The organism is Hymenobacter ginkgonis (assembly GCF_009755225.1).
GTDB lineage: Bacteria > Bacteroidota > Bacteroidia > Cytophagales > Hymenobacteraceae > Hymenobacter > Hymenobacter ginkgonis.
The window spans coordinates 555,145-574,520 of the sequence record NZ_WQKZ01000001.1; the positions used below are offsets into that span (position 1 = coordinate 555,145).

At 56.6% G+C, this 19,376-nt stretch carries 15 protein-coding genes and 1 riboswitch; of the genes, 8 read left to right on the top strand and 7 right to left on the bottom strand.

The features are described 5' to 3' along the window. Positions 1 to 70 precede the first annotated feature (70 nt). The 3 genes from GO988_RS02140 to preA all read left to right on the top strand — a co-directional run bounded on the left by GO988_RS02140 (position 71) and on the right by preA (position 3,812). A complete protein-coding gene (locus GO988_RS02140; protein WP_232341334.1) occupies positions 71 to 937 on the top strand; it encodes a nitrilase-related carbon-nitrogen hydrolase in 867 nt (288 codons plus the stop codon). A gap of 152 nt (positions 938 to 1,089) precedes the next feature. After that, complete coding sequence (locus GO988_RS02145) at positions 1,090 to 2,415, top strand: FAD-dependent oxidoreductase (RefSeq protein WP_157561884.1); 1,326 nt, start codon at positions 1,090 to 1,092, stop codon at positions 2,413 to 2,415. Positions 2,416 to 2,438: 23 nt separating this feature from the next. Continuing rightward, positions 2,439 to 3,812: an NAD-dependent dihydropyrimidine dehydrogenase subunit PreA gene (gene preA / locus GO988_RS02150; protein WP_157561885.1), complete on the top strand. Its 1,374-nt coding sequence runs from the start codon at positions 2,439 to 2,441 to the stop codon at positions 3,810 to 3,812. Positions 3,813 to 3,833: 21 nt separating this feature from the next. On the opposite strand, the gene GO988_RS02155 is transcribed toward preA, so the two are convergent. Continuing rightward, positions 3,834 to 4,964: an XdhC family protein gene (locus GO988_RS02155; protein ID WP_157561886.1), complete on the bottom strand. Its 1,131-nt coding sequence runs from the start codon at positions 4,962 to 4,964 to the stop codon at positions 3,834 to 3,836. A gap of 125 nt (positions 4,965 to 5,089) precedes the next feature. On the opposite strand from GO988_RS02155, the gene GO988_RS02160 reads away from it, so the two are divergent. Continuing rightward, positions 5,090 to 5,959 (top strand): AraC family transcriptional regulator, encoded by an 870-nt coding sequence (locus GO988_RS02160; protein ID WP_157561887.1) that lies wholly within the window; start codon positions 5,090 to 5,092, stop codon positions 5,957 to 5,959. Between the two features lie 220 nt (positions 5,960 to 6,179). Then, on the top strand, positions 6,180 to 7,073 hold the full coding sequence (locus tag GO988_RS02165; protein ID WP_157561888.1) for an NAD(P)H-binding protein: 894 nt from the start codon (positions 6,180 to 6,182) through the stop codon (positions 7,071 to 7,073). 191 nt (positions 7,074 to 7,264) lie between these two features. Here the strand turns inward: GO988_RS02165 and GO988_RS02170 are convergent, their stop codons facing one another. Both GO988_RS02170 and purE read right to left on the bottom strand, forming a co-directional pair. Then, positions 7,265 to 8,488, bottom strand: coding sequence for a 5-(carboxyamino)imidazole ribonucleotide synthase (locus tag GO988_RS02170; RefSeq protein WP_157561889.1), 1,224 nt, complete (start codon positions 8,486 to 8,488; stop codon positions 7,265 to 7,267). Positions 8,489 to 8,511: 23 nt separating this feature from the next. Then, a complete protein-coding gene (gene purE, locus GO988_RS02175; RefSeq protein WP_157561890.1) occupies positions 8,512 to 9,045 on the bottom strand; it encodes a 5-(carboxyamino)imidazole ribonucleotide mutase in 534 nt (177 codons plus the stop codon). 666 nt (positions 9,046 to 9,711) lie between these two features. Here purE and GO988_RS02180 point away from each other — a divergent pair. Continuing rightward, positions 9,712 to 10,746 carry an Atu2307/SP_0267 family LLM class monooxygenase gene (locus GO988_RS02180; protein ID WP_157561891.1) on the top strand — a complete coding sequence of 345 codons (1,035 nt, stop codon included), beginning with the start codon at positions 9,712 to 9,714 and terminating at the stop codon, positions 10,744 to 10,746. 112 nt (positions 10,747 to 10,858) lie between these two features. Here the strand turns inward: GO988_RS02180 and GO988_RS02185 are convergent, their stop codons facing one another. The 3 genes from GO988_RS02185 to GO988_RS02195 are packed head-to-tail and all read right to left on the bottom strand — an operon-like array spanning position 10,859 to position 14,771. Next, positions 10,859 to 13,129, bottom strand: coding sequence for a xanthine dehydrogenase family protein molybdopterin-binding subunit (locus GO988_RS02185; protein WP_157561892.1), 2,271 nt, complete (start codon positions 13,127 to 13,129; stop codon positions 10,859 to 10,861). 6 nt (positions 13,130 to 13,135) lie between these two features. Next, the gene (locus tag GO988_RS02190; RefSeq protein ID WP_157561893.1) at positions 13,136 to 14,173 is read right to left on the bottom strand and encodes an FAD binding domain-containing protein; all 1,038 of its coding nucleotides are present in this window, start codon (positions 14,171 to 14,173) and stop codon (positions 13,136 to 13,138) included. 10 nt (positions 14,174 to 14,183) lie between these two features. Next, positions 14,184 to 14,771, bottom strand: coding sequence for a (2Fe-2S)-binding protein (locus tag GO988_RS02195; RefSeq protein ID WP_157561894.1), 588 nt, complete (start codon positions 14,769 to 14,771; stop codon positions 14,184 to 14,186). A 384-nt stretch (positions 14,772 to 15,155) separates the two neighbouring features. After that, a riboswitch (SAM riboswitch) is annotated at positions 15,156 to 15,275 on the top strand. A gap of 147 nt (positions 15,276 to 15,422) precedes the next feature. On the opposite strand from GO988_RS02195, the gene GO988_RS02200 reads away from it, so the two are divergent. Beyond that, positions 15,423 to 16,628 (top strand): trans-sulfuration enzyme family protein, encoded by a 1,206-nt coding sequence (locus tag GO988_RS02200; protein ID WP_157561895.1) that lies wholly within the window; start codon positions 15,423 to 15,425, stop codon positions 16,626 to 16,628. Positions 16,629 to 16,684: 56 nt separating this feature from the next. Then, positions 16,685 to 17,956, top strand: coding sequence for a homoserine dehydrogenase (locus tag GO988_RS02205; RefSeq protein WP_157561896.1), 1,272 nt, complete (start codon positions 16,685 to 16,687; stop codon positions 17,954 to 17,956). Here the strand turns inward: GO988_RS02205 and GO988_RS02210 are convergent, their stop codons facing one another. Next, a complete protein-coding gene (locus GO988_RS02210; protein ID WP_157561897.1) occupies positions 17,957 to 19,105 on the bottom strand; it encodes a glycosyltransferase family 61 protein in 1,149 nt (382 codons plus the stop codon). Positions 19,106 to 19,376: the final 271 nt, after the last annotated feature.

Here is a 19,376-nt window from a genome sequence, read left to right on the forward strand (position 1 = left end):
CGGCAGTTGCGTCCCGCAATAAGTACTTGGTTTTGAAAATTTCTTGCTTCATTAATTTACCCTACTCATCATGCCCAGAATAATTAAATCCGGCCTCATTCAAATGAGTTTGCCAATGACCGAAGGCGAAGGCACTATGGACGAAATCAAGGAAGCGATGGTGCAAAAGCACATCCCCTTGATTGAGGAAGCTGGGCGCCAGGGAGTGCAGATTTTGTGTTTGCAAGAAATTTTCAGCACTCCGTATTTCTGTCCTGGCCAGGATAGCAAATGGTATGCGTCGGCCGAAGCGGTACCTGGCCCTACCACCGAGCGCATGGCCGAATATGCCAAGAAATATCAAATGGTCATGATTGTGCCCGTGTACGAGCGCGAATCGGCGGGCGTACTTTACAACACGGCGGCCGTTATTGATGCCGATGGCACGTACCTGGGCAAGTATCGCAAAAACCATATTCCGCACACGAATGGATTTTGGGAGAAATTCTTTTTTAAGCCCGGTAATTTAGGCTACCCCGTATTTCAAACTATGTACGCCAAGGTGGGCGTGTATATCTGCTACGACCGGCATTTCCCCGATGGCGCCCGAGTGCTTGGTCTCAATGGGGCCGAAATTGTGTACAATCCGTCGGCCACAGTAGCCGGTCTTTCGCAGTACCTCTGGAAGCTCGAGCAACCGGCGCACGCTGCGGCCAATGGCTATTTTATGGGCTGCATTAACCGGGTAGGGGAGGAAAAACCCTGGAATTTGGGGCGCTTCTACGGCACTTCTTATTTCGTAGACCCGCGCGGCCAAATAATTAGCCAGGCTAGCGAGGACAAGGATGAATTGTTGATAGCCGAATTCGACCTTGACATGATTGACGAGGTGCGCGCTACCTGGCAGTTTTTCCGCGACCGGCGCCCCGAGACGTACGAAAAATTGGTAGAATTGTAGAAAGTAAGCTAAATCGCCTGGCACAGTGAGTAGCGCGAAGCAGTCGCATTAGAACGAAACTCTTGGTTTCATTTCGTTCTGCCAAACTGTTTGGGACAATTGCTTTGCACTACTCACGAGGACAGTCATTACGTTTTGTCAAACATTAGTTTATGGCCGAATATTCTACCCCTACTACTGAGCAGGAATTTGCGGAAAACTTTGCGCAGCTCAAGCCACTAATGAGCCGCAACGAAGCGCTGTATGAAAGCTCGCGCTGCTTATTTTGCTTCGATGCACCGTGTATTACAGCTTGCCCGTCGGGTATTGATATTCCGCAGTTTATTCGGCAGATAAATACGGGGAATGATACGGGTGCCGCGCGCACTATTTACGAGGCAAATTACTTCGGTAATGCCTGCGGCAAAGTGTGCCCGACGGAAGTGCTTTGTGAAGGTGCTTGCGTGTATAACCTTCAAGAAGTGAAGCCAATAGAAATTGGTCGCCTGCAGAGCTACGCCACTACTAAGGTAATTGCGGCGAATAAAAAACTCTTTGGGCCTGGGCCACCAAATGGCGGCCGAGTAGCCGTCATCGGCGCTGGGCCAGCGGGTATTTCCTGTGCTTGCGAATTGCGGTCGCTAGGCTACGAGGTAACAATATTTGAAGCAAAATCGCAGCCTTCGGGGCTGACGGTATATGGGGTAGCTCCTTACAAAATCACCAACGAAGAGGCGCTAGCCGAAATGGCGTATTTGCAAGGGCAGTTTGGCTACGAGGTCAAGTATAATTCGCCTATTACTTCCTTGCCGGAAATCAATGAATTAGAAGCACAGTACGACGCCATATTTTTGGGTATTGGCTTAGGCAAAACGTCAGGCTTGGGCTTGCCAGGCGAAAACTTGCCAAACTGCGTGGGCGCGGTAGAATTTATTGCGGAACTGCGAGAAGTTCACCAAGCCATCGCAGTAGGGCCACGGGTAGTGGTGCTAGGCGGCGGCAATACTGCCATGGATGCCGCCTCCGAAGCTGCCCGCCTGGGCGCCGAAGTAGTAACGCTCGCCTATCGCCGCAGCAAAGACGAAATGGGTGCCTACGCATTTGAGTACGACCTGGCAAAGGGGGTAGGCGTGAAAGGATTGTTCAACGTGGCGCCCGTAGAAGTAGTGGGAGTGGAGGTAGTGGAAGGGGTGCGATTTGTGCGTACGGCTACCGTAAATGGGCAAGTGAGCGAGGTGCCTGGTTCAGAGTTTATAGTGCCTTGCGATATGGTAATTAAAGCTACCGGCCAGGCTAAGCAACTGGATTTCTTGCGCCTGATTCCGGGGTTAGAAATGGATGGGAGGGGCCGCATTGTGGCCAATGCCCACTCGGGCCAAACGACTAACCCGCGCTATTTCACTTCGGGTGATGCTCGCAACGGTGGGGCCGAAGTAGTAAATGCTGCGGCTGAAGCTAAAGTAGCAGCGCGCGGAATTCATGCTTTTTTGAGTAAGTAAAATTGCCTATTTGTTCAAGTGCTATGCCCGACCTCTCCATCAATTTTGCCGGTATTAAGTCACCCAATCCGTTCTGGTTGGCCTCGGCGCCGCCTACCAATTCTGGCTACCAAGTAATGAAAGCCTTTGATGCGGGCTGGGGCGGCGCGGTGTGGAAGACGCTGGGCGTACCCGTCGTGAACGTGTCGAGCCGCTACGGCGGGGTGAATTACCGCGATAAGCGGCTGATTGGCTTCAATAATATTGAGCTGATTTCGGACCGGCCGTTGGCCGATAATTTGCGCGAGATTTATGAGGTGAAAAAGCGGTTTCCCGCCCACGCCGTTATTGCTTCGCTTATGGTAGGGAGCCGGCAAGAGTGGCACGAGATAATTCGAGCAGCGGAGGATGCTGGGGCCGATGGGCTAGAACTGAACTTTGGCTGCCCGCACGGTATGTGCGAGCGCGGCATGGGCTCGGCGGTGGGGCAGGAGCCTAAGGTGCTGCAAACCATTGTGGAGTGGGTGATGGAGGTGGCCACCACGCCCGTTATTGTGAAACTGACGCCTAATATCACGGATATTACCGAGCCCGCCATGGCGGCGCGGCGCGCGGGGGCTAATGCCATCTCCTTGATAAACACTATTCAAAGCATTGTGGGGGTTGATTTGGACCAGTATTCTCCCTACCCCATCGTGGATGGCCAAGGCACCAACGGCGGCTACTGCGGCCCGGCTGTGAAGCCCATCGCCCTCAATATGCTGAAAAATTGCGCGCAGCATCCCCATATCAAGTTGCCCATTTCGGGCATTGGGGGCATCGAAAACTGGCGCGATGCGGTAGAGCACATCTTGCTAGGCGCTAGTTCGGTGCAGGTGTGCACGGCGGCTATGCACTTTGGCTTCGGCATTATCCGCGAGATGGTGAGCGGGCTAGAGCAATACATGGTCGAGAAGGGATTTAACCGAATTGATGACTTTGTGGGTAAAGCCCTACCCAACGTAAAACCCTGGAATGAGCTGAACCTCAAGTATCAAGTAAAGGCCAGCATCAACCCCGACAAGTGCATCGGCTGCCAGCTTTGCTACACCGCCTGCGAAGATGGCGCGCACCAGGCCATCCGTCTGCAAGCTGGCACGCGCACCCCTGCCATCATCGAGGAAAACTGCGTGGGCTGCAATCTTTGTTCGCTGGTTTGCCCAGTGGACGAGTGTATTACGATGCTGCGCACCGATGAGGGCACCCAGCACCTCACCTGGAATGAGCGCACTGCTGCGCACAACATTCCCACCGAGTTTAACGATGAGCGCGCCGGTGGCCGCCACCATTGGGTACCCGAGCCGCTGGCGGCCTTGGGCAAGGAGCGCCATAAAACGCTGCCTGGCAAAGCCCGGGCTCTGGCCGTAAGTAAGCAATAAGCGCGCTATTAGCGCAAGTCGCTAAGTAACGACATCAGCCGGCACGTGCACCGTGCCGGCCCGTTCGCGCAATGGCCGGCCCTGCCGCCCGCTGCGCTGCGCCTGAATCTCGGCCACAATGCAGAGGGCAATTTCTTCCGGCGTTTCACTACCCAGGTCGAGGCCAATGGGACTGTGCAGGCGCTCACACAATTGCTCAACCAAAGCTGCGGGCGAAGTGTCTAATTCATCGAGCAAACGCTGGGCCTTGAGGCGCGGGCCGAGCAAGCCGATGTAGGGCGCGGGGGAGGGGAGGAGCGCGTGCAGCGCGGCCAAGTCGTAGGCGTAGTTGTGGCTAAGTAGTACGTGGTAAGCCAGCGGGTCGGGCGTCTGGGTTTCCAGCTCGCGCACGGGCACAATGCGCACCGCAGCCGCCTCGGGGAAACGAAGGGGGGTAGCCAGGTTGGGGCGGCCATCGACCACCGTAATGTGCCAGCCGAGGGAGGCAGCAAGATGTACCAGCGGCTGGGCATCGTTGCCGGCGCCATACACCACAAGGCGCAGCGGCGGCGTGAGTACCTCAAGCAGCGCCCGTACTGGGCCCGCAGTAGTCTCAATATCAAGCACCTGCGATTGGCCCTGGGCCAGCGTAGTATGCGCCGCTTCGGCCAGCGGCACAGCTAGCAGCGGCGTACCGCGCACTACCCCCGTCGCGGAGAGCAGCAGGCGTTGGCCCACAGCGGCTTTCAGGCCAGTAGTATCCGTCTCAAATACAGTGGCAAGTACAGCCGGCGCGGGGTGCTGGGCAAAGCTGCGCAAGATTTCCAACGGATTAGCCTCGTCTTCAAAGTTTAATGGCTCGAGCAAAATGCGCACGACGCCCTGGCAACCGGGGCCGAGGCCGTGGCGCGGGTCGTCCTCGTCGCGGGTGTCATAGGTAACAAGCGCAGGCTCGCCCTGGAAAATGGCCCGCCGCGCCCGCTGCCGGGCATCGCCTTCGAGGCAGCCACCGCTAATGGCGCCAGTTAATTCGCCGTCTTCGGTCACGAGCATGCGGGCACCGGGGCGGCGGTAGGCCGAGCCAATGACTTCCACCACCGTGGCGAGGGCGCAGGGGCGCTGAGCGGCGCGGTGCTGGTCGTAGGCAAGGAAAAGGCGTTGGAGTTCAGTCATGAGTAGTTTAGGCTGGCTTTGGCAGTACGCCCGGCGGCGGGGCGGGGTTATAAGAACCGCCTAGTAAGAAATACAGTTTTGCATTGGTGCCCGGCACCCAACCGGCGACGCGTACTTTGCCCTTTATGAGCGCTACTATCCCCGTTTTTCAGCTAGATACCTTTTCCGAGCCCCAGGGAAAGCCGACGGATGTTTTCTTTCTGGGGCCAAACTCCGCGCCGACTCACCTGCCCATCGACCTGCCGTATCGCAGCGATTATTACAAAATCGGCCTCTGCCTGCGCGGTAGCGCCCGCCTGAAAGTCAACCTCGAAACCTACGAGGTCGGCCCCAATTCGGTGATGCTGCTCTCACCCTACGTCATCAAGCAGTGGCCGTTTATGTCGGCTGATATGGAAGCGTTGAGCATCTTTTTCACCAAAGAATTTATCGCGGCTAACAGCAGCCTAAACCTCGATACCTTTTCGTTTTTTGAGCGCGATGCCCGGCACGTTTTTGAGTTGCCCCCGGCGCAGGCCGAGGCCATCGCGGATTTGTTGCGGGCCATCGCGCAGAAATACGACGCACCTCATGCCTACCGGGAGGAAATCCTGCGGAGCCTCATCCACATTTTGCTGCACGAAGTTGTGCCCATTTACAGCGCGCAGCATGTGTCGTCGAATGCCATCCAGACGCGTAGCCAGCTGATTAGCGCTGAGTTTAAGAAGTTGGTCAATAGCCACTACGCCACCGAGCGCAGCTTGGCCTTCTATGCCGACAAGCTCTGCATCACCCCCAAACACCTCGCCGAAACCGTGAAAGAAACCACCGGCAAGCGCGCCGTAGAGTGGCTCGCCGAGGCTGTGCTGCTGGAAGCCAGCGTACTACTACAAAACCCAGCCCTGACCATCGCACAAATTGCGGACACGCTGCACTTTGCCGACCAGTCCACGTTCGGCCGGTTTTTTCGGAACAATACCGGTGTGTCGCCAGCTAGCTACCGGCAGCGATTGTAGCGAGGACGACTACCCAATCCTTATTGCGCGTCAGGCTGAACTTGTCGAAGCAGCTCTACTACTTCATTCAGGCGCTTTTCAACGAAGTAGTAGAGCTGCTTCGACAAGTTCAGCCTGACGTGCTAAGGTCTCTCAACGCTTTCGCCGCTTCCGCTCTTCGGCCCAATCTTCCCGCCCTTTCGCCCTTCCAGGGCGCCCCGGCCAGCCGGAGCTTTGCCCTATGAAAATCATCGTCACAGGTTCCCTTGGGAACATTAGCAAGCCGCTTGCTACCGAGCTAGTGCAGCAAGGCCACAACGTCACGGTCATCAGCAGCCAGCCCGACCGCCGAGCCACCATCGAAGCCCTAGGGGCCACCGCCGCCATTGGCTCAGTCGAAGACGCCGACTTCCTGGCCGCCACCTTCGCCGGCGCCGATGCCGTGTACGCCATGGTGCCGCCCACCTACCGCGAACTCGATTCGCGGGCGTATTTCCAACGTATTGGTCGTCACTATGCGCAGGCCATCCAGCAAGCGGGGGTGCAGCGGGTGGTGCAACTCAGCAGCTGGGGCGCCCACCGCGACCACGGCACCGGCGGCATCCTAGGCTCGCACGATGTGGAGGAAATCCTGGCGGCGCTGCCGGGCCTCGCGCTCACGCACCTGCGCCCTACGTCCTTCTTCACTAACTATTACGGCTTTGTGGGAATGATAAAAGGCGCTGGCTTTATGGGTGCCAACTGCGCCGGCAACTACCGGGTGGCGCTGGTGCACCCCAGCGATATTGCCGCCGCGGCCGCCGAAGAGTTGACCAGCCCCGCCGCCCAGGCCAGCCGCACCATCCGCTATGTAGCCAGCGACGAGCGTACCCAAGACGAAGTAGCACAGGCACTAGGGGCCGCCATCGGCCAGCCCGACCTGCGCTGGGTAACCTTCACCGACGAGCAAATGCGCGCCAACCTCATCCAAAACGGCCTACCCCCCAGCACCGCTGCCGATATCGTGGACATCTACGCCAGCATGAGCAGCGGCACCCTAGCCGAGGACTATGAGCAGCACAAGCCCGCCTTAAGCAAGGTGAAGCTGGAAGATTTCGCCCAGGAGTTCGCGGCTGCTTTTGGAAGCGGCAGGTAGCCGATTCTAAAACTCGAAACGCCCCGCATCTACACAGGTGCGGGGCGTTTTTATAAAGTCGCTAGGTGCGCTGGCGCAACGCAAGCAATTCGGAGCGTGTTTTTGTTTTATGAAAAACGTCCATCATGCTGAGCTTGTCGAAGCATGATGGACGTTTTCTGATTTAGACAAGTCAGAAACAAGTCTGGTCCCTAGATAGCGTCCTGCCCTGGCAAGCCGAGCAGCCCCGCGGCACGCCGCGCCACGGTTTTGACACTGGCGACATCCGGGCCGGTGATGGTCAGGTGGCCCATCTTGCGGCCTGGGCGCGCCTGCAACTTGCCGTACAGGTGCAGGTGCGTACCCGGTAGGCTCAACACGGAGTACCAGTCCGGCTCCTGCGGTTGACCAGCAGCGTCAAACCACACGTCGCCCAGCAGATTGAGCATGATGGCCGGGGAATGCTGGCGCAGCTGGGGCAAGGGCAAGCCCGCCATGGCGTGCACCTGCAAGTCAAACTGCGACGCGTCACAGGCGTCTATCGTGTAGTGGCCGCTGTTGTGCGGGCGCGGGGCCATCTCGTTGACTACCAAGTCTCCGTGCGCGCTGCCGTCGTCTACCACAAAAAACTCGACGCACAGCACCCCGACATAGCCAAGGTGATGCGCGATGGCAATGGCCGCGTCGCGGGCCCTATCGGCCAGGGCGATGGGCATATTTCCTTCGTAGGCGTGGGTCACGGCCAAAATGCCCCCGACGTGCACGTTGCGCTGCGGGGCGAAGCTGACGACCCGGCCGTCCCAGCCACGGGCCACCAGCACCGAACACTCGGCGGCGAGCGGCAGCATCTTTTCTAACACGCAGGCCACGCTGCCCAGCTCTGCCCAGGCAGCGGCCAGCTCACCGGCGGTTTTGACGCGGATTTGGCCCTTGCCGTCGTAGCCCATGCGGGCAGTTTTCAGGATGCCGGGCAGCAAATCCGCTCGGTCGTCCTGCACGGCCTGTAGCTGGGCCGGCGTTTCAATCACCGCATAAGGCGCGCAGGTCACCCCCGACACGGCCGCGCAGGCTGCGAAGTGAGCTTTTTCCTCGATGCGGTTTTGGGCAATGCCCACCACGGCCGCGCCAGGCGCTACGGGTCGGGTTAGCGCCAGCGTTTGCAGGGTCTGGGCCGGCACGTTTTCAAACTCGGTGGTGATAGCTTGGCACAGGTGGGCCAGCTGTGCCAGCCCGGCCGGGTCGTCGTAGCCGGTCTGGATGTGGTGGTGACTCACCAGCCCAGCTGGGCTTTGCGCGTCGGGCTCCAGCACGGCGGTGAAGTACCCCAGGCGCTGGGCGGCATGCACAAACATCCGGCCCAATTGGCCGCCTCCTAGTACACCTAGGGTAGCCCGCTGGCCCGCAACGTCTACACTGCCTGGGAAAATAGGGGTCATGGCTGTAACGTGACTATCGGCGTTCATACGGGCAGCGTCATAGCGCGAGCGGCTTCGGTTTGAGCGGCGCGAAACGCCAGCAGCTTGGTCGCTAGGTCCGGGTCGTGCAGGGCCAGCAGACTGACCGCGAACAGCGCGGCATTGGCCGCCCCGGCGGTGCCAATTGCAAATGTGGCCACGGGTATCCCTTTGGGCATCTGCACGATGCTGTGCAGCGAGTCTACCCCCTGCAAGTGGCGACTGGCCACCGGCACCCCCAGCACGGGTAGCGTGGTTTTGGCGGCCAGCATGCCCGGCAGGTGGGCAGCCCCCCCTGCGCCGGCAATGATAGCCTGCAAGCCGCGCGGGCCGGCTTGCTCGGCATAGGCAAACAAGTCGTCGGGCATGCGGTGAGCCGATACCACGCGCGCTTCGTGGGCCACGCCAAACTGCATGAGAATCTGCACGGCATGCTGCATGGTGTCCCAGTCGCTGCTGGAACCCATGACCACGCCAACCAATGGCTTATCTAGGGTGGCGCTGGGGCTAGGGGTATCGGAAGGGGAGGGGGTACTCATGGTGAGCCTTATCGTAAGGGGCGGGGCAGCCCTAGGTGGTCGAAAAAACGGAATTTTGGACGTAAATGCAGGCTAAAAGCCGCATCCGGCCAGCCGCTACTGAGCTGCGCGTTGTCCCGTCAGTGAAATGGACATTCGCTTGGGAAGCCATTACCACGGCCACAAATTTACTGTGGCAGCCTAAGTGGCCTCCTAAAATTCGGGGCGAGTCCTGAAAAATACAGGTTCCAGCCTGGTTAACCTCCAGCGCTGCAGCAGGATTCCGCACCTAAACTCACTGAGTATGTCCGGTCTATCAACGCTTGGTCGACTTAGATGGTGGCTACCGGCAGGCTCATCTGGATGAGGCAGGCCAAGCTATAAAGCGTCGGCCTACTAACGGCTAGCATGTGAATTATTAGGACTACGAGCAGCACAAGCCCGCCCTAGGTAAGCTAAAGCTAGAAGATTTCGCTCAGGGATTTGTGGCTGCTTTATAAGCAGCAATTGGCGAGGAATCTGGGTGCAGTGCTAGCTGATTGTGGCGCATGGCATAAGCGAATTAGGCAGCTTCGTAGGAGTGGAACTTTGAATAATGTATTTACATTAAATGTATGTACATTTGTTTTCTAAAGCAGTAGCTCTAACTTACGCCTTCTCTCCTAAAGCCTACCTTATTTTAATCCGATGGAAGTTGGAATTGATAGTTTCGCCTCGCACCTGCTTCAAAACGGGGGCGACCACCTGAGCGGTACCGAGGCTATGCGCCTGCTGCTCGAACGCATTGAGCGGGCTGACCAAGTGGGGCTCGACGTGTTCGGCATCGGTGAGCACCACCGGGCCGAATACCTCGACTCGGCCACGGCCGTCATCTTGGCGGCGGCGGCAGCCCGCACCAAGCGCATTCGGCTCACTAGCGCCGTCACGGTGCTATCAGCCGCCGATCCAGTGCGTGTATTTCAGGAGTTTGCCACGCTGGATTTGATTTCGCAGGGTAGGGCTGAAATGGTGGTCGGGCGCGGCTCGTCCACCGAGGCTTTTCCGCTGTTCGGCTTCAGCCTCAATGACTACGACGAGCTATTCAGCGAAAAGCTGGAGCTGCTGCTAACCATCCGCGACCAAGAAAAAGTGCGTTGGTCGGGCCAGTACAGGCCGGCACTCACCGGCCAGGGGGTGTATCCGCGTCCGGCGCAGGCGAAGCTACCTATTTGGCTAGGGGTAGGCGGCACGCCCGAGTCGTTTGTGCGGGCTGGCGCGCTCGGTCTGCCCTTGATGGTGGCCATCATCGGCGGCGACACCCACCGCTTCCGGCCGCTGGTAGACCTCTACCGCGAAGCTGGCCGCCGGGCTGGGCACGCCCCCGAGCAGCTCAAAGTGGGCCTGCACTCGCTGGGCTACGTGGCCCCCACCACTGAAGAAGCAGTGGCCGATTTTGTGCCTGGCTATATCGACACGTTTAGCAAGCGCGCCCGCGAGCGGGGTGGCAGTGGCCTCACGCGGGCGCACTTCGACGCGCAGGCTGGCCCCCTAGGTGCCTTGCTAGTAGGCAATCCCGAAGAAGTAGCCACCAAGATTCAGCGGCACAGCGAGGCGCTGGGCGGCATCTCACGGGTGACGTTTCAGATGGACGTGGCCGTGCTGCCGCACGAAAAAATCCTCCGAGCCACTGAGCTGATTGGTACGCGCATCGCGCCTTTGCTACGCCAAGCCAAGGCTCACTAATTTTCTGAAAAAGTGAGAGCTACGCAATCAATACCCATCAATTGGGTTGAATAGAAAAGCGTCCCGTAACCAATTGGTTACGGGACGCTTTTCTATTCAACCCAATTCAATCTTACAACAACTTATCGCTTGTCAGCGGCAGTTCGCGGACGCGCTTGCCGGTGGCGTGGTACACGGCGTTGGCGATAGCAGCGGCGACGCCTAGCATCCCAATTTCACCGACGCCTTTGACGCCGATGGGGCTGGCGATATCGTCTTCCTCCTCCACAAAAATCACGTCGATTTTGTGGATATCGGCGTTCACCGGAATGTGATACTCAGCATAGTTGTGGTTCATGTAGCGGCCGAGGTCGTTGTTGAGGTAGGTTTCCTCCATCAGGGCCATGCTGAGGCCCCACACCGTGCCACCCAGCACTTGGCTGCGAGCAGTTTTGGGGTTCAGGATGCGGCCGGCGGCCACGGCATTCACCACACGCGTTACATGGATAGTACCTAGGTCCTCGTCCACCTTCACTTCTACAAACGCCGCGTTGTGCGAGTGCATCGAGTACTTCAGCATATTGATGGGGTTAGGGCCGGCTTTGCCCTCCGCCTCTATTTTGCTCTCGCCGCTGGCGGCCAGAATGTCTTCGATGGCCACCGAGCGGGTGATGTCCTCGTTGGCGCGGATGTGGCCGTCCACGAACTGCGCGTCCTCGAAGTCTACGCCATCGAGGGGCGAGTTGTCCATCTTTTGGGCCAGCTTGAGCAGCTTCTTGCCTACTTCCTGGCAGGCATTCTGCACGGCCGCGCCTACCGAGTTGGCCGTCCAGGAGCCGCCCTGCACGGGGGCCGCGGGCATCTCGGTATCGCCGAGGTTGAAGGTTACCTGTTCCATGGGCAGCCCTAGGGTCTGGGCGGCCATTTGGGTCATAATAACGTAGGTGCCAGCGCCTTGGTCGTTGGTGGCGCTGCTCACGGTGAGGTGGCCATCGGCCGACAGCACGGCTTTGGCGGCGGCTTTCTGCATGGAAGCATCCCAGCAGCCGGAGGCCACGCCCCAACCTACGAGCAGGTTGCCGTCGCGCATCGAGCGGGGCTCGGGGTTGCGCTGGTCCCAGCCGAAACGGGCGGCGCCTTCGTGTAAGCAGTCATCGAGGCGCTTGCTGGTGAAGGGCTTGTTTTCGGTGGGGTCGGTGTAGGTGTAGTTTAGCAGGCGGAAATCGAGCGGGTCGAGGCCAGCCTTATACGCCATTTCATCAATGGCGCTCTCGCTAGCGAAGTTGCCAGTGGCCGCGCCGGGCGCCCGCATATCGAGGGGCGTGAATACGTCGATTTTCGACAGTTGGTAGTCGAAGTTGGTATTGGGCGAATTGTAAAGAATACCCGACCAGTTTACTACTGTTTCGGTCGCGTTCTCGAAGTGCGACGTCTCGGCCAACGCCTTGTGTTCCAAGGCCTGAATGTGGCCTTGCTCATCGGTGGCAATACGCAGCTTTTGCAGCGTATGGGGCCGGTGGCCGAAGCTGAACATCTGCGAACGCGTCATCACGACCCGTATCGAGTGCTCCAATTCCAGCGCCGCCATCACGGCCAGAAATACTTGGTACTGCGGGCGCAAGCCCGAGCCAAAACCGCCGCCCGTAAACTTCGAAATAACCCGCGCTTCGTCAGTGCTCAGCCCGAAAATCTTAGCTAGGTACTGCTGCACGTTGGGTGCGCCCTGGGTCTTGTCGTAGATTTTCATCTTCTTGCCATCGCCCAGCCAGTCCACGGTGGTCGCGAACATCTCCATCGGGTTGTGGTGCTGCGCGCGGTGGATGTACTCGCCGGCCACCTTGTGCGGGGCTTCGGCAAACGCCTTATTCATATCACCCTTGGGCTTGGGCGGGGGCACGAAGCCCGTTTTGCCCCTAGGGGCGTCGAAGGCTTCGCCGATAACCGAGTTGAGGTCCGTGTTGTGCTCCTCCACGTCGTACTCGATGCGCAGCACCGAAGCCGCGTAGCGGGCCAGCTCAAACGTTTCGGCCACAACCAGCACCACCGGCTGCTGGCTGAACATGATTTCAGGCTCGTGCAGCGGGCGGAAAGGCGAGCCGCCGGGGGCTACGTCGTCCTTATAAGCGCGGTCGAACCACGCAAAGGAGGGCACATTCTCGTGCGAGAACACCTTGTGCACGCCCTGAATGGCCAGCACCTCGTCGGCGTGGATTTTAGTAATTTTGCCCTTGGCTACGGGGCTGTTCACGATATAGCCGTACCACAGCGGGCCAGTCACGCCGAACTCGGCGGCGTACTTGGCCGCGCCACTTACTTTGGCCGGGCCGTCGGTGCGGTTAATAGGCTTGCCAATCACGTCGCTGTCGAGGCGCACGGTAGGCGGGGTAGCAATAGTCTGGCTCATACTAGCTTACGGATTAGAATTTAAAAACACATTCGGGTTCACCACCTGGCTCATCTCGGTGGCCTGCTTGAGCGCCCGCACGATGGCGCGCTTGCCCAACTCAATCTTAAACGAGTTGTGTAGCGAACCTTCGCCGTAGCCTTTGGCCTCGGCAAACACCTTGGCGGCCACTTGGCGGAACAAGTCGGGCGAGGCCGTTTGGCCTTCCAGCATCTTTTCGGCCTCCTGGTCGCGCCAGGGCTTGTGGGCCACGCCGCCGAGGGCAAAGCGAGCCTTCTCGATAGTGTTGCCATTCATTTTTAAGCCCACGGCCACGCTCACCAGCGCAAACGCGTAGCTGCTGCGGTCGCGCAGCTTGAGGTAGGTGAAGTGGTCGGCGTAGCCTTCGGCAGGCAGGTCGATGGACACGACCAACTCGCCAGGGTTCAGCGTATTGTCTTTCTCGGGATGGTCGCCCGGCAGGCGGTGGTAGTCGTCAAATTTGATGGTGCGCTCGCCATCAGGGCCTTGCACGCGCACCACGGCTTCTAGGGCCGCCAGGGCCACGCACATATCGCTAGGCTGGGTAGCAATGCAGCTTTCGCTGGTGCCCAGCACGCCGCACACTCGGTTGGGGCCGGTGAGGGCCGAGCAGCCAGAGCCCGGCTCACGCTTGTTGCAAGGTGTGGCTAGGTCGTAGAAATAGTAGCAGCGAGTGCGCTGGTTGAGGTTGCCGCCGTTGGTGGCAGCGTTGCGCAACTGCGGGGTAGCCCCAGCTAGGATGGTTTGGCTCAGCAGTGGGTAGCGCGCTTCTACCTCGGGGTGCCAGGCCGTGTCGGCATTAGTAGCCAGCGCGCCCAAGCGCAGGCCGCCGCCAGGCAGGGTAGTGATGTCAGTGAGCGGCAGCAAGCCTAGGCTGGTGAGGTGGCTGGGGCGCTCCAGGTTGTACTTCATTAAGTCCACGAGGTTGGTGCCGCCGCCTAGGTAGGCCGCACCGTCGTGGCTGGTATTGTCGCGCACGGCCTCGTCGGCGGCCGTAGCTTGGGTGAGGGTGAAACTGTTCATAGCGAATTAATTAGCTAACGGAGCTGGATTTAGTAGGCTGGGCCGGAATAGTCACGAGCGTGCCGTTGTCTACCACTACTTGACCGTCGTGCAGCACTTCCATCACGGCCGACAAGATATTGGTATAAGCGCCGCAACGGCAGAGATTGCCGCTCATGTGCTCGCGCACCTCGTCCTCCGTTTTGCAGCGTCCCTCATTGATGAGGCCCTGCGCCGAGCAAATCTGCCCCGGCGTGCAGTAGCCGCACTGGAAAGCATCGTGGTCCACAAACGCCTGTTGGAGCGGCGAGAGGTTATCCTCAGCGCCGAGGCCTTCAATGGTTTCGATTTTCTTGCCCTGGTACACGGTAGCCAGCGCCAGACACGAGTTAATGCGCTTGCCGTTAACGAGTACGGTGCAGGCGCCACATTGACCGTGGTCGCAGCCTTTCTTGGTGCCGGTCAGGTCCATATACTCGCGCAGGGCGTCGAGCAGGCTGGTCCAGGGCGCAATCTGAATGGTTTGGTCTTGGCCGTTGACATTGAGCGTTACCGGCTGGGTCGGTACCACGGCCGGGGGCATTTTATCGAGCGGCTCCTGGATGAAGTGTAGGCTCATAGGGGCAATGAGTAGGGAGAATGAAAAAGCGGAAAAGCTAGTCAAAACCAGCGTTTTTGAATTGCTCAAATCCTACGTGCCGCAATGAAGTTTTGATGTTTTTACTAGTTCTAAATAAGCTTTTTAACCCAACATTTTAGTAGATACGAGCTTGATAGCTAGCAATAAATTTGGTATGAAGTAGCTTATGAATAAGAAATAAATTTTTTGGAATACCTGGTAAGGTTAAGTCGTTATATAAGAGAGAATATAGCGTGTAGTTTCACGCTAAATAGAGGGGGTAAGCATCTTTCCGCTAATAGCGCAGCTAAAAAATATTTTGTCTCACTACTTGCATTCTCAAATTTTCTGCTTCTACCTTTGCGCTATGCTCCTTTACCGGAGCACTTATCAAGAAAGGCGGAGGGACAGGCCCTATGATGCCTTAGCAACCAGCAGCAATGCGAAGGTGCTAATTCCTGTTCTGAAACGCGGTTCCGGCCAAGTTTCAGGAGAAGATAAGTCTACGTAGATGCTTTGCCGTGGCCACGGTATATGCTCTTCTGACTTGTCGGAAGGGCTTTTTTTATGCCTTTCCGGTAAGAGATTCTTGAATAGGTGCCAGGTACACAGGAGTTTATTGTTTTATCAAACACTAAACTTCCCATTACCATGTCTATTGCCACTCGCCTCCTCCACGCCATCCCCGTCGACGAGCAAACCGGCGCTATTGCAGTGCCCATTTACCAGACTTCCACTTATGTACAGGAAGCTCCTGGCGTTAATAAGGGGTTCGACTATGCTCGTACGGGCAACCCTACCCGCCTCGCCCTCGAAAACCTGGTAGCTGAGCTAGAAGGCGGCCATTCGGGCTATGCTTTCGCCAGCGGCCTGGCCGCGATTGATGCGGTAGTAAAGTTGCTTTCGGCTGGCGACCAGATAGTTGCTATAGACGACATTTACGGCGGCGCCTTTCGTCTGTTTGAACATGTATATCGCCGCTTGGGCATCGACATCGTGTATTGTGATACCACGGTAGCCGAAAATGTAGCCGCTACCATCACCGAAAAGACCAAGCTTATCTGGCTGGAATCGCCTTCTAACCCTACCCTGAAAGTGTCGGATATCGCCGCTATTTCGGCTATTGCGAAGGCGCATAATTGTCTACTCTGCGTTGATAACACCTTTGCTTCGCCCATCTTGCAGCGTCCCATCGAGCTAGGTGCCGATATCGTGGTGCACAGTGGCACCAAATACCTGGGTGGTCACTCCGACCTCATTGCTGGCATTGCAGTAGCCAAGACCCCTGAGATTGCGAAGGAATTGAAATTTATTCAGAACGCTTCGGGCGGCATTTTAGGACCGTTCGATTGCTTTCTGGTTATTCGCGGTATTGAAACCCTACCCCTCCGCATCGAGCGGGCCAGCAAGTCGGCCTTGGCGGTGGCTAAGTTCCTCGAAACGCGCCCTGAGGTGGCCCGTGTGTACTACCCCGGTCTCGAAAGCCATCCTAACTACGAAATAGCCCAGCGCCAGCAGCCCGACGGCCATGGCGGCATTGTAGCGCTAGCACTCGCTGAGGATACCATCGAAGCCGCTACAAAGCTGGTGACTTCGACCAAGTATTTTAAATTGGCCGAAAGCCTAGGCGGCGCCAAAAGCTTACTCTGCCACCCCGCCACCATGACGCATAAGTCGACGCCTGTAGACCAGCGCCGCGCCGCTGGCGTGTGCGACGGCTTGGTGCGCTTGAGCGTGGGCTTGGAAGATGCTGAAGACTTGATTGCCGATTTGGCTCAGGCTCTCGACCAATTGGCAGCTGCTAAAGCTGCGCATGTAGTGACAAAAGAAGGCGAATTGGAGCCGGCTTTGGCGTAATTAAAACTTCGTAGGGTGGACTCCTAGGTCCTAGGGTCCACCCTACATTCTTTACCATGATTCGCACCAATATTACCATCGGCCTCTTTGGCTTTGGCGTGGTGGGCCAAGGCCTACACGCCGTGCTAGAACGCACGCCCGGCCTGCGCGCTCGCATCGGCCGTATCGCAGTGAAGGACCGCAATAAGGCCCGCTCCCTACCCGCCGAGTTATTCACCTTCGACAAGCAGGACCTACTGGATGACCCCAGCCTCGACGTAATTGTGGAATTGATTGATAATGCTGATGAAGCCTATATTATTGTAAAGCAGGCGCTACTGAATGGAAAAGCCGTGGTGACGGCCAATAAAAAAATGCTGGCTGAGCACCTGCCCGAACTCATTGAGTTGCAGCGCTCGACGGGTACGCCGTTGCTCTATGAAGCTGCTGCTTGCGCCAGCCTACCCGTCATTCGCAACCTAGAGGAATACTACGACACCGACCTGCTCGATTCAGTAGAAGGCATTATTAATGGCTCGACCAACTACATCCTCACGGCCATGAACCGCGATGGACAGCCCTACGCCGATGCCCTGGCCAAGGCCCAAAGGCTGGGTTTTGCCGAGAGCAACCCGGCGCTCGATGTAGAGGGCCTTGACGCTCGTAATAAACTGGTACTGCTACTGGCCCATGCCTTCGGACTCGTAACTGGGCCGGAGGAACTGCTGGCTGTGGGTATTGACTGTCTCAGCCCACTGGCTACGGCTTACGCCCGTGAGCAGGGGCTGGCTATCAAATTGGTAGCGGAGGCGCGCCGGCTGCCGAATGGCATTATTGCGGCGGCCGTCCTACCCACTCTGGTAGCGCCCAGCCACGAGCTGGCGAATGTGCACGACGAATTCAATGGTCTTGTGACGCAGAGTGGGTTTGCCGACCGGCAGTTCTTTCTAGGCCGTGGGGCAGGCGCATTTCCCACCGCTTCCGCAGTGCTCAGCGACCTATCAGCCCTAACTTACGGCTATCGCTACGAGTACAAAAAAATTCAACAAAACGCCCACCTAAGTTTGGCACCCGACGCAGCCGAAGTAGACGTGCTGGTAACGTTTGAGGACGAAGCCAATGTCCCCGATGAAAGCGATTTCACGGTGGTGCACGAGCAACTGCGCTCGGCCCAGCGGGGCAATTATCTCATCGGCACTATCGGATTAGGGCAGTTGGCGCGGGCTACTTGGCTGCGCCTGCCAGGTGTGTGCGTAGTGCGGCTAGCTTGTCCGCTGCGGGCTGCTAGCCAAGCAGTAGGTGCTCGGCCAGCTATAGAAACCGAATTAGTAAATGAAATAAGCCGCTAATTAATTTTTTAATAAATGTTGGATGCGTTGATTTAACTCTTCAGGAGAAACGAAAAAACTGCCGGAGAATCTATTTTTGCTAATTTCCCCAATCATTCCATCATAAGTATAGTTGAGTTGCGCTGCCAGTAGCATATAATGAAAAGCGTAATATTCACCGGGAGGAAAAATCTCTAGCAGCCCCATCGGTTTATTACCTCTAAAGAGCATATTCACAAGGCCCGCTCCGTGAATTCCTATTACATAGCGCGAACTTGCTAATGTCTGAATCTGCTCTGCTATTGATATAGTATCAAAGTCTACTACTTCAAAGCCTGCATCCAGACAGAGTTGCTCAATTTCTGCGCCGTTCTCAATAAAGCGTAGGCGTTTGGGACTGCGCGTGATAAAGATGCGGCGCTCTAATGTTGTGCTAGCAATATCTTGTGGCAGAGCCAATAAGCGGACTCGCTCATAATAGGGCGCTGTATGAGTAAGGGGTTTGCAGAAATACGTTTTATAACTCCGTACGTATTGTTTGTCTTGCACTATCCATGTCCGGTCGCGTAAATAGGGGTGCTGGAGGAAATACTGAAAAAACGGCTTTTTATAAAGCGCTGCTGCTATTAAAATAGGTATATCCTTTGCTAGATGCAGTTTGTCTTCTAAAAAGAAAAGCTTAGCTAGTAAGTCATTATAAAAATGATAATAATTTTCTTCACCAGTGTCGCGTAACGAAATTAATTCTGTATATTCTTCTATGCTACTATTGCGCATGCGCAATGCGGCAATAGCTGGCTTACGTAAATAGGCTACCCTGCTAAAACCAAGCGAGGCATAAATTAATTTATTGCTAGCAGTTAGAGCCCAACCCGCGCGAGGTTCAATTATGCACGGTTGGTTGTATATAAGTAGGTATTCATCTTGCGTCCAATTTTGCCAGATTTCAATCTGGTGCTGTAGACGATGGTCTAACTGCCTGGTATCGATGGTAGTCCCGTTGAATGGATAGGCATCGCGCTGCAAAATATAGTCTTTCTTTAATAACGCGTGTTCTGGGAATAATACCTTATCAAAGGTATTAATGCGCAGTTTGTTATAGTGCAAATGCGCTTTATTAAGTAACACTACTGGAAACAGTTTTTTCAGTAGTTTCTTCGTTTTTTTCATAAAAATTGGTCGATAACTATAATAATTAATTGTGTGAAACAGAAAGTAGTGGTTGCTTAAAAATAGATTGACATAATAAGTAGTACTTATTGGCCAGTACTACTATTATCGAGAAAAGTGCAATATCATGTCAATGAGATGTACTTATACAAATGTAATAGTAAAGACACCTATTGTTGAGTTAATTCTGCCCGCCTATTGCGAAGCTTCGTCCAGCTGCCTCAGTGCTATGCGCTACGCTAAGGCCAAGAAGTATATTTGGACCTATGCT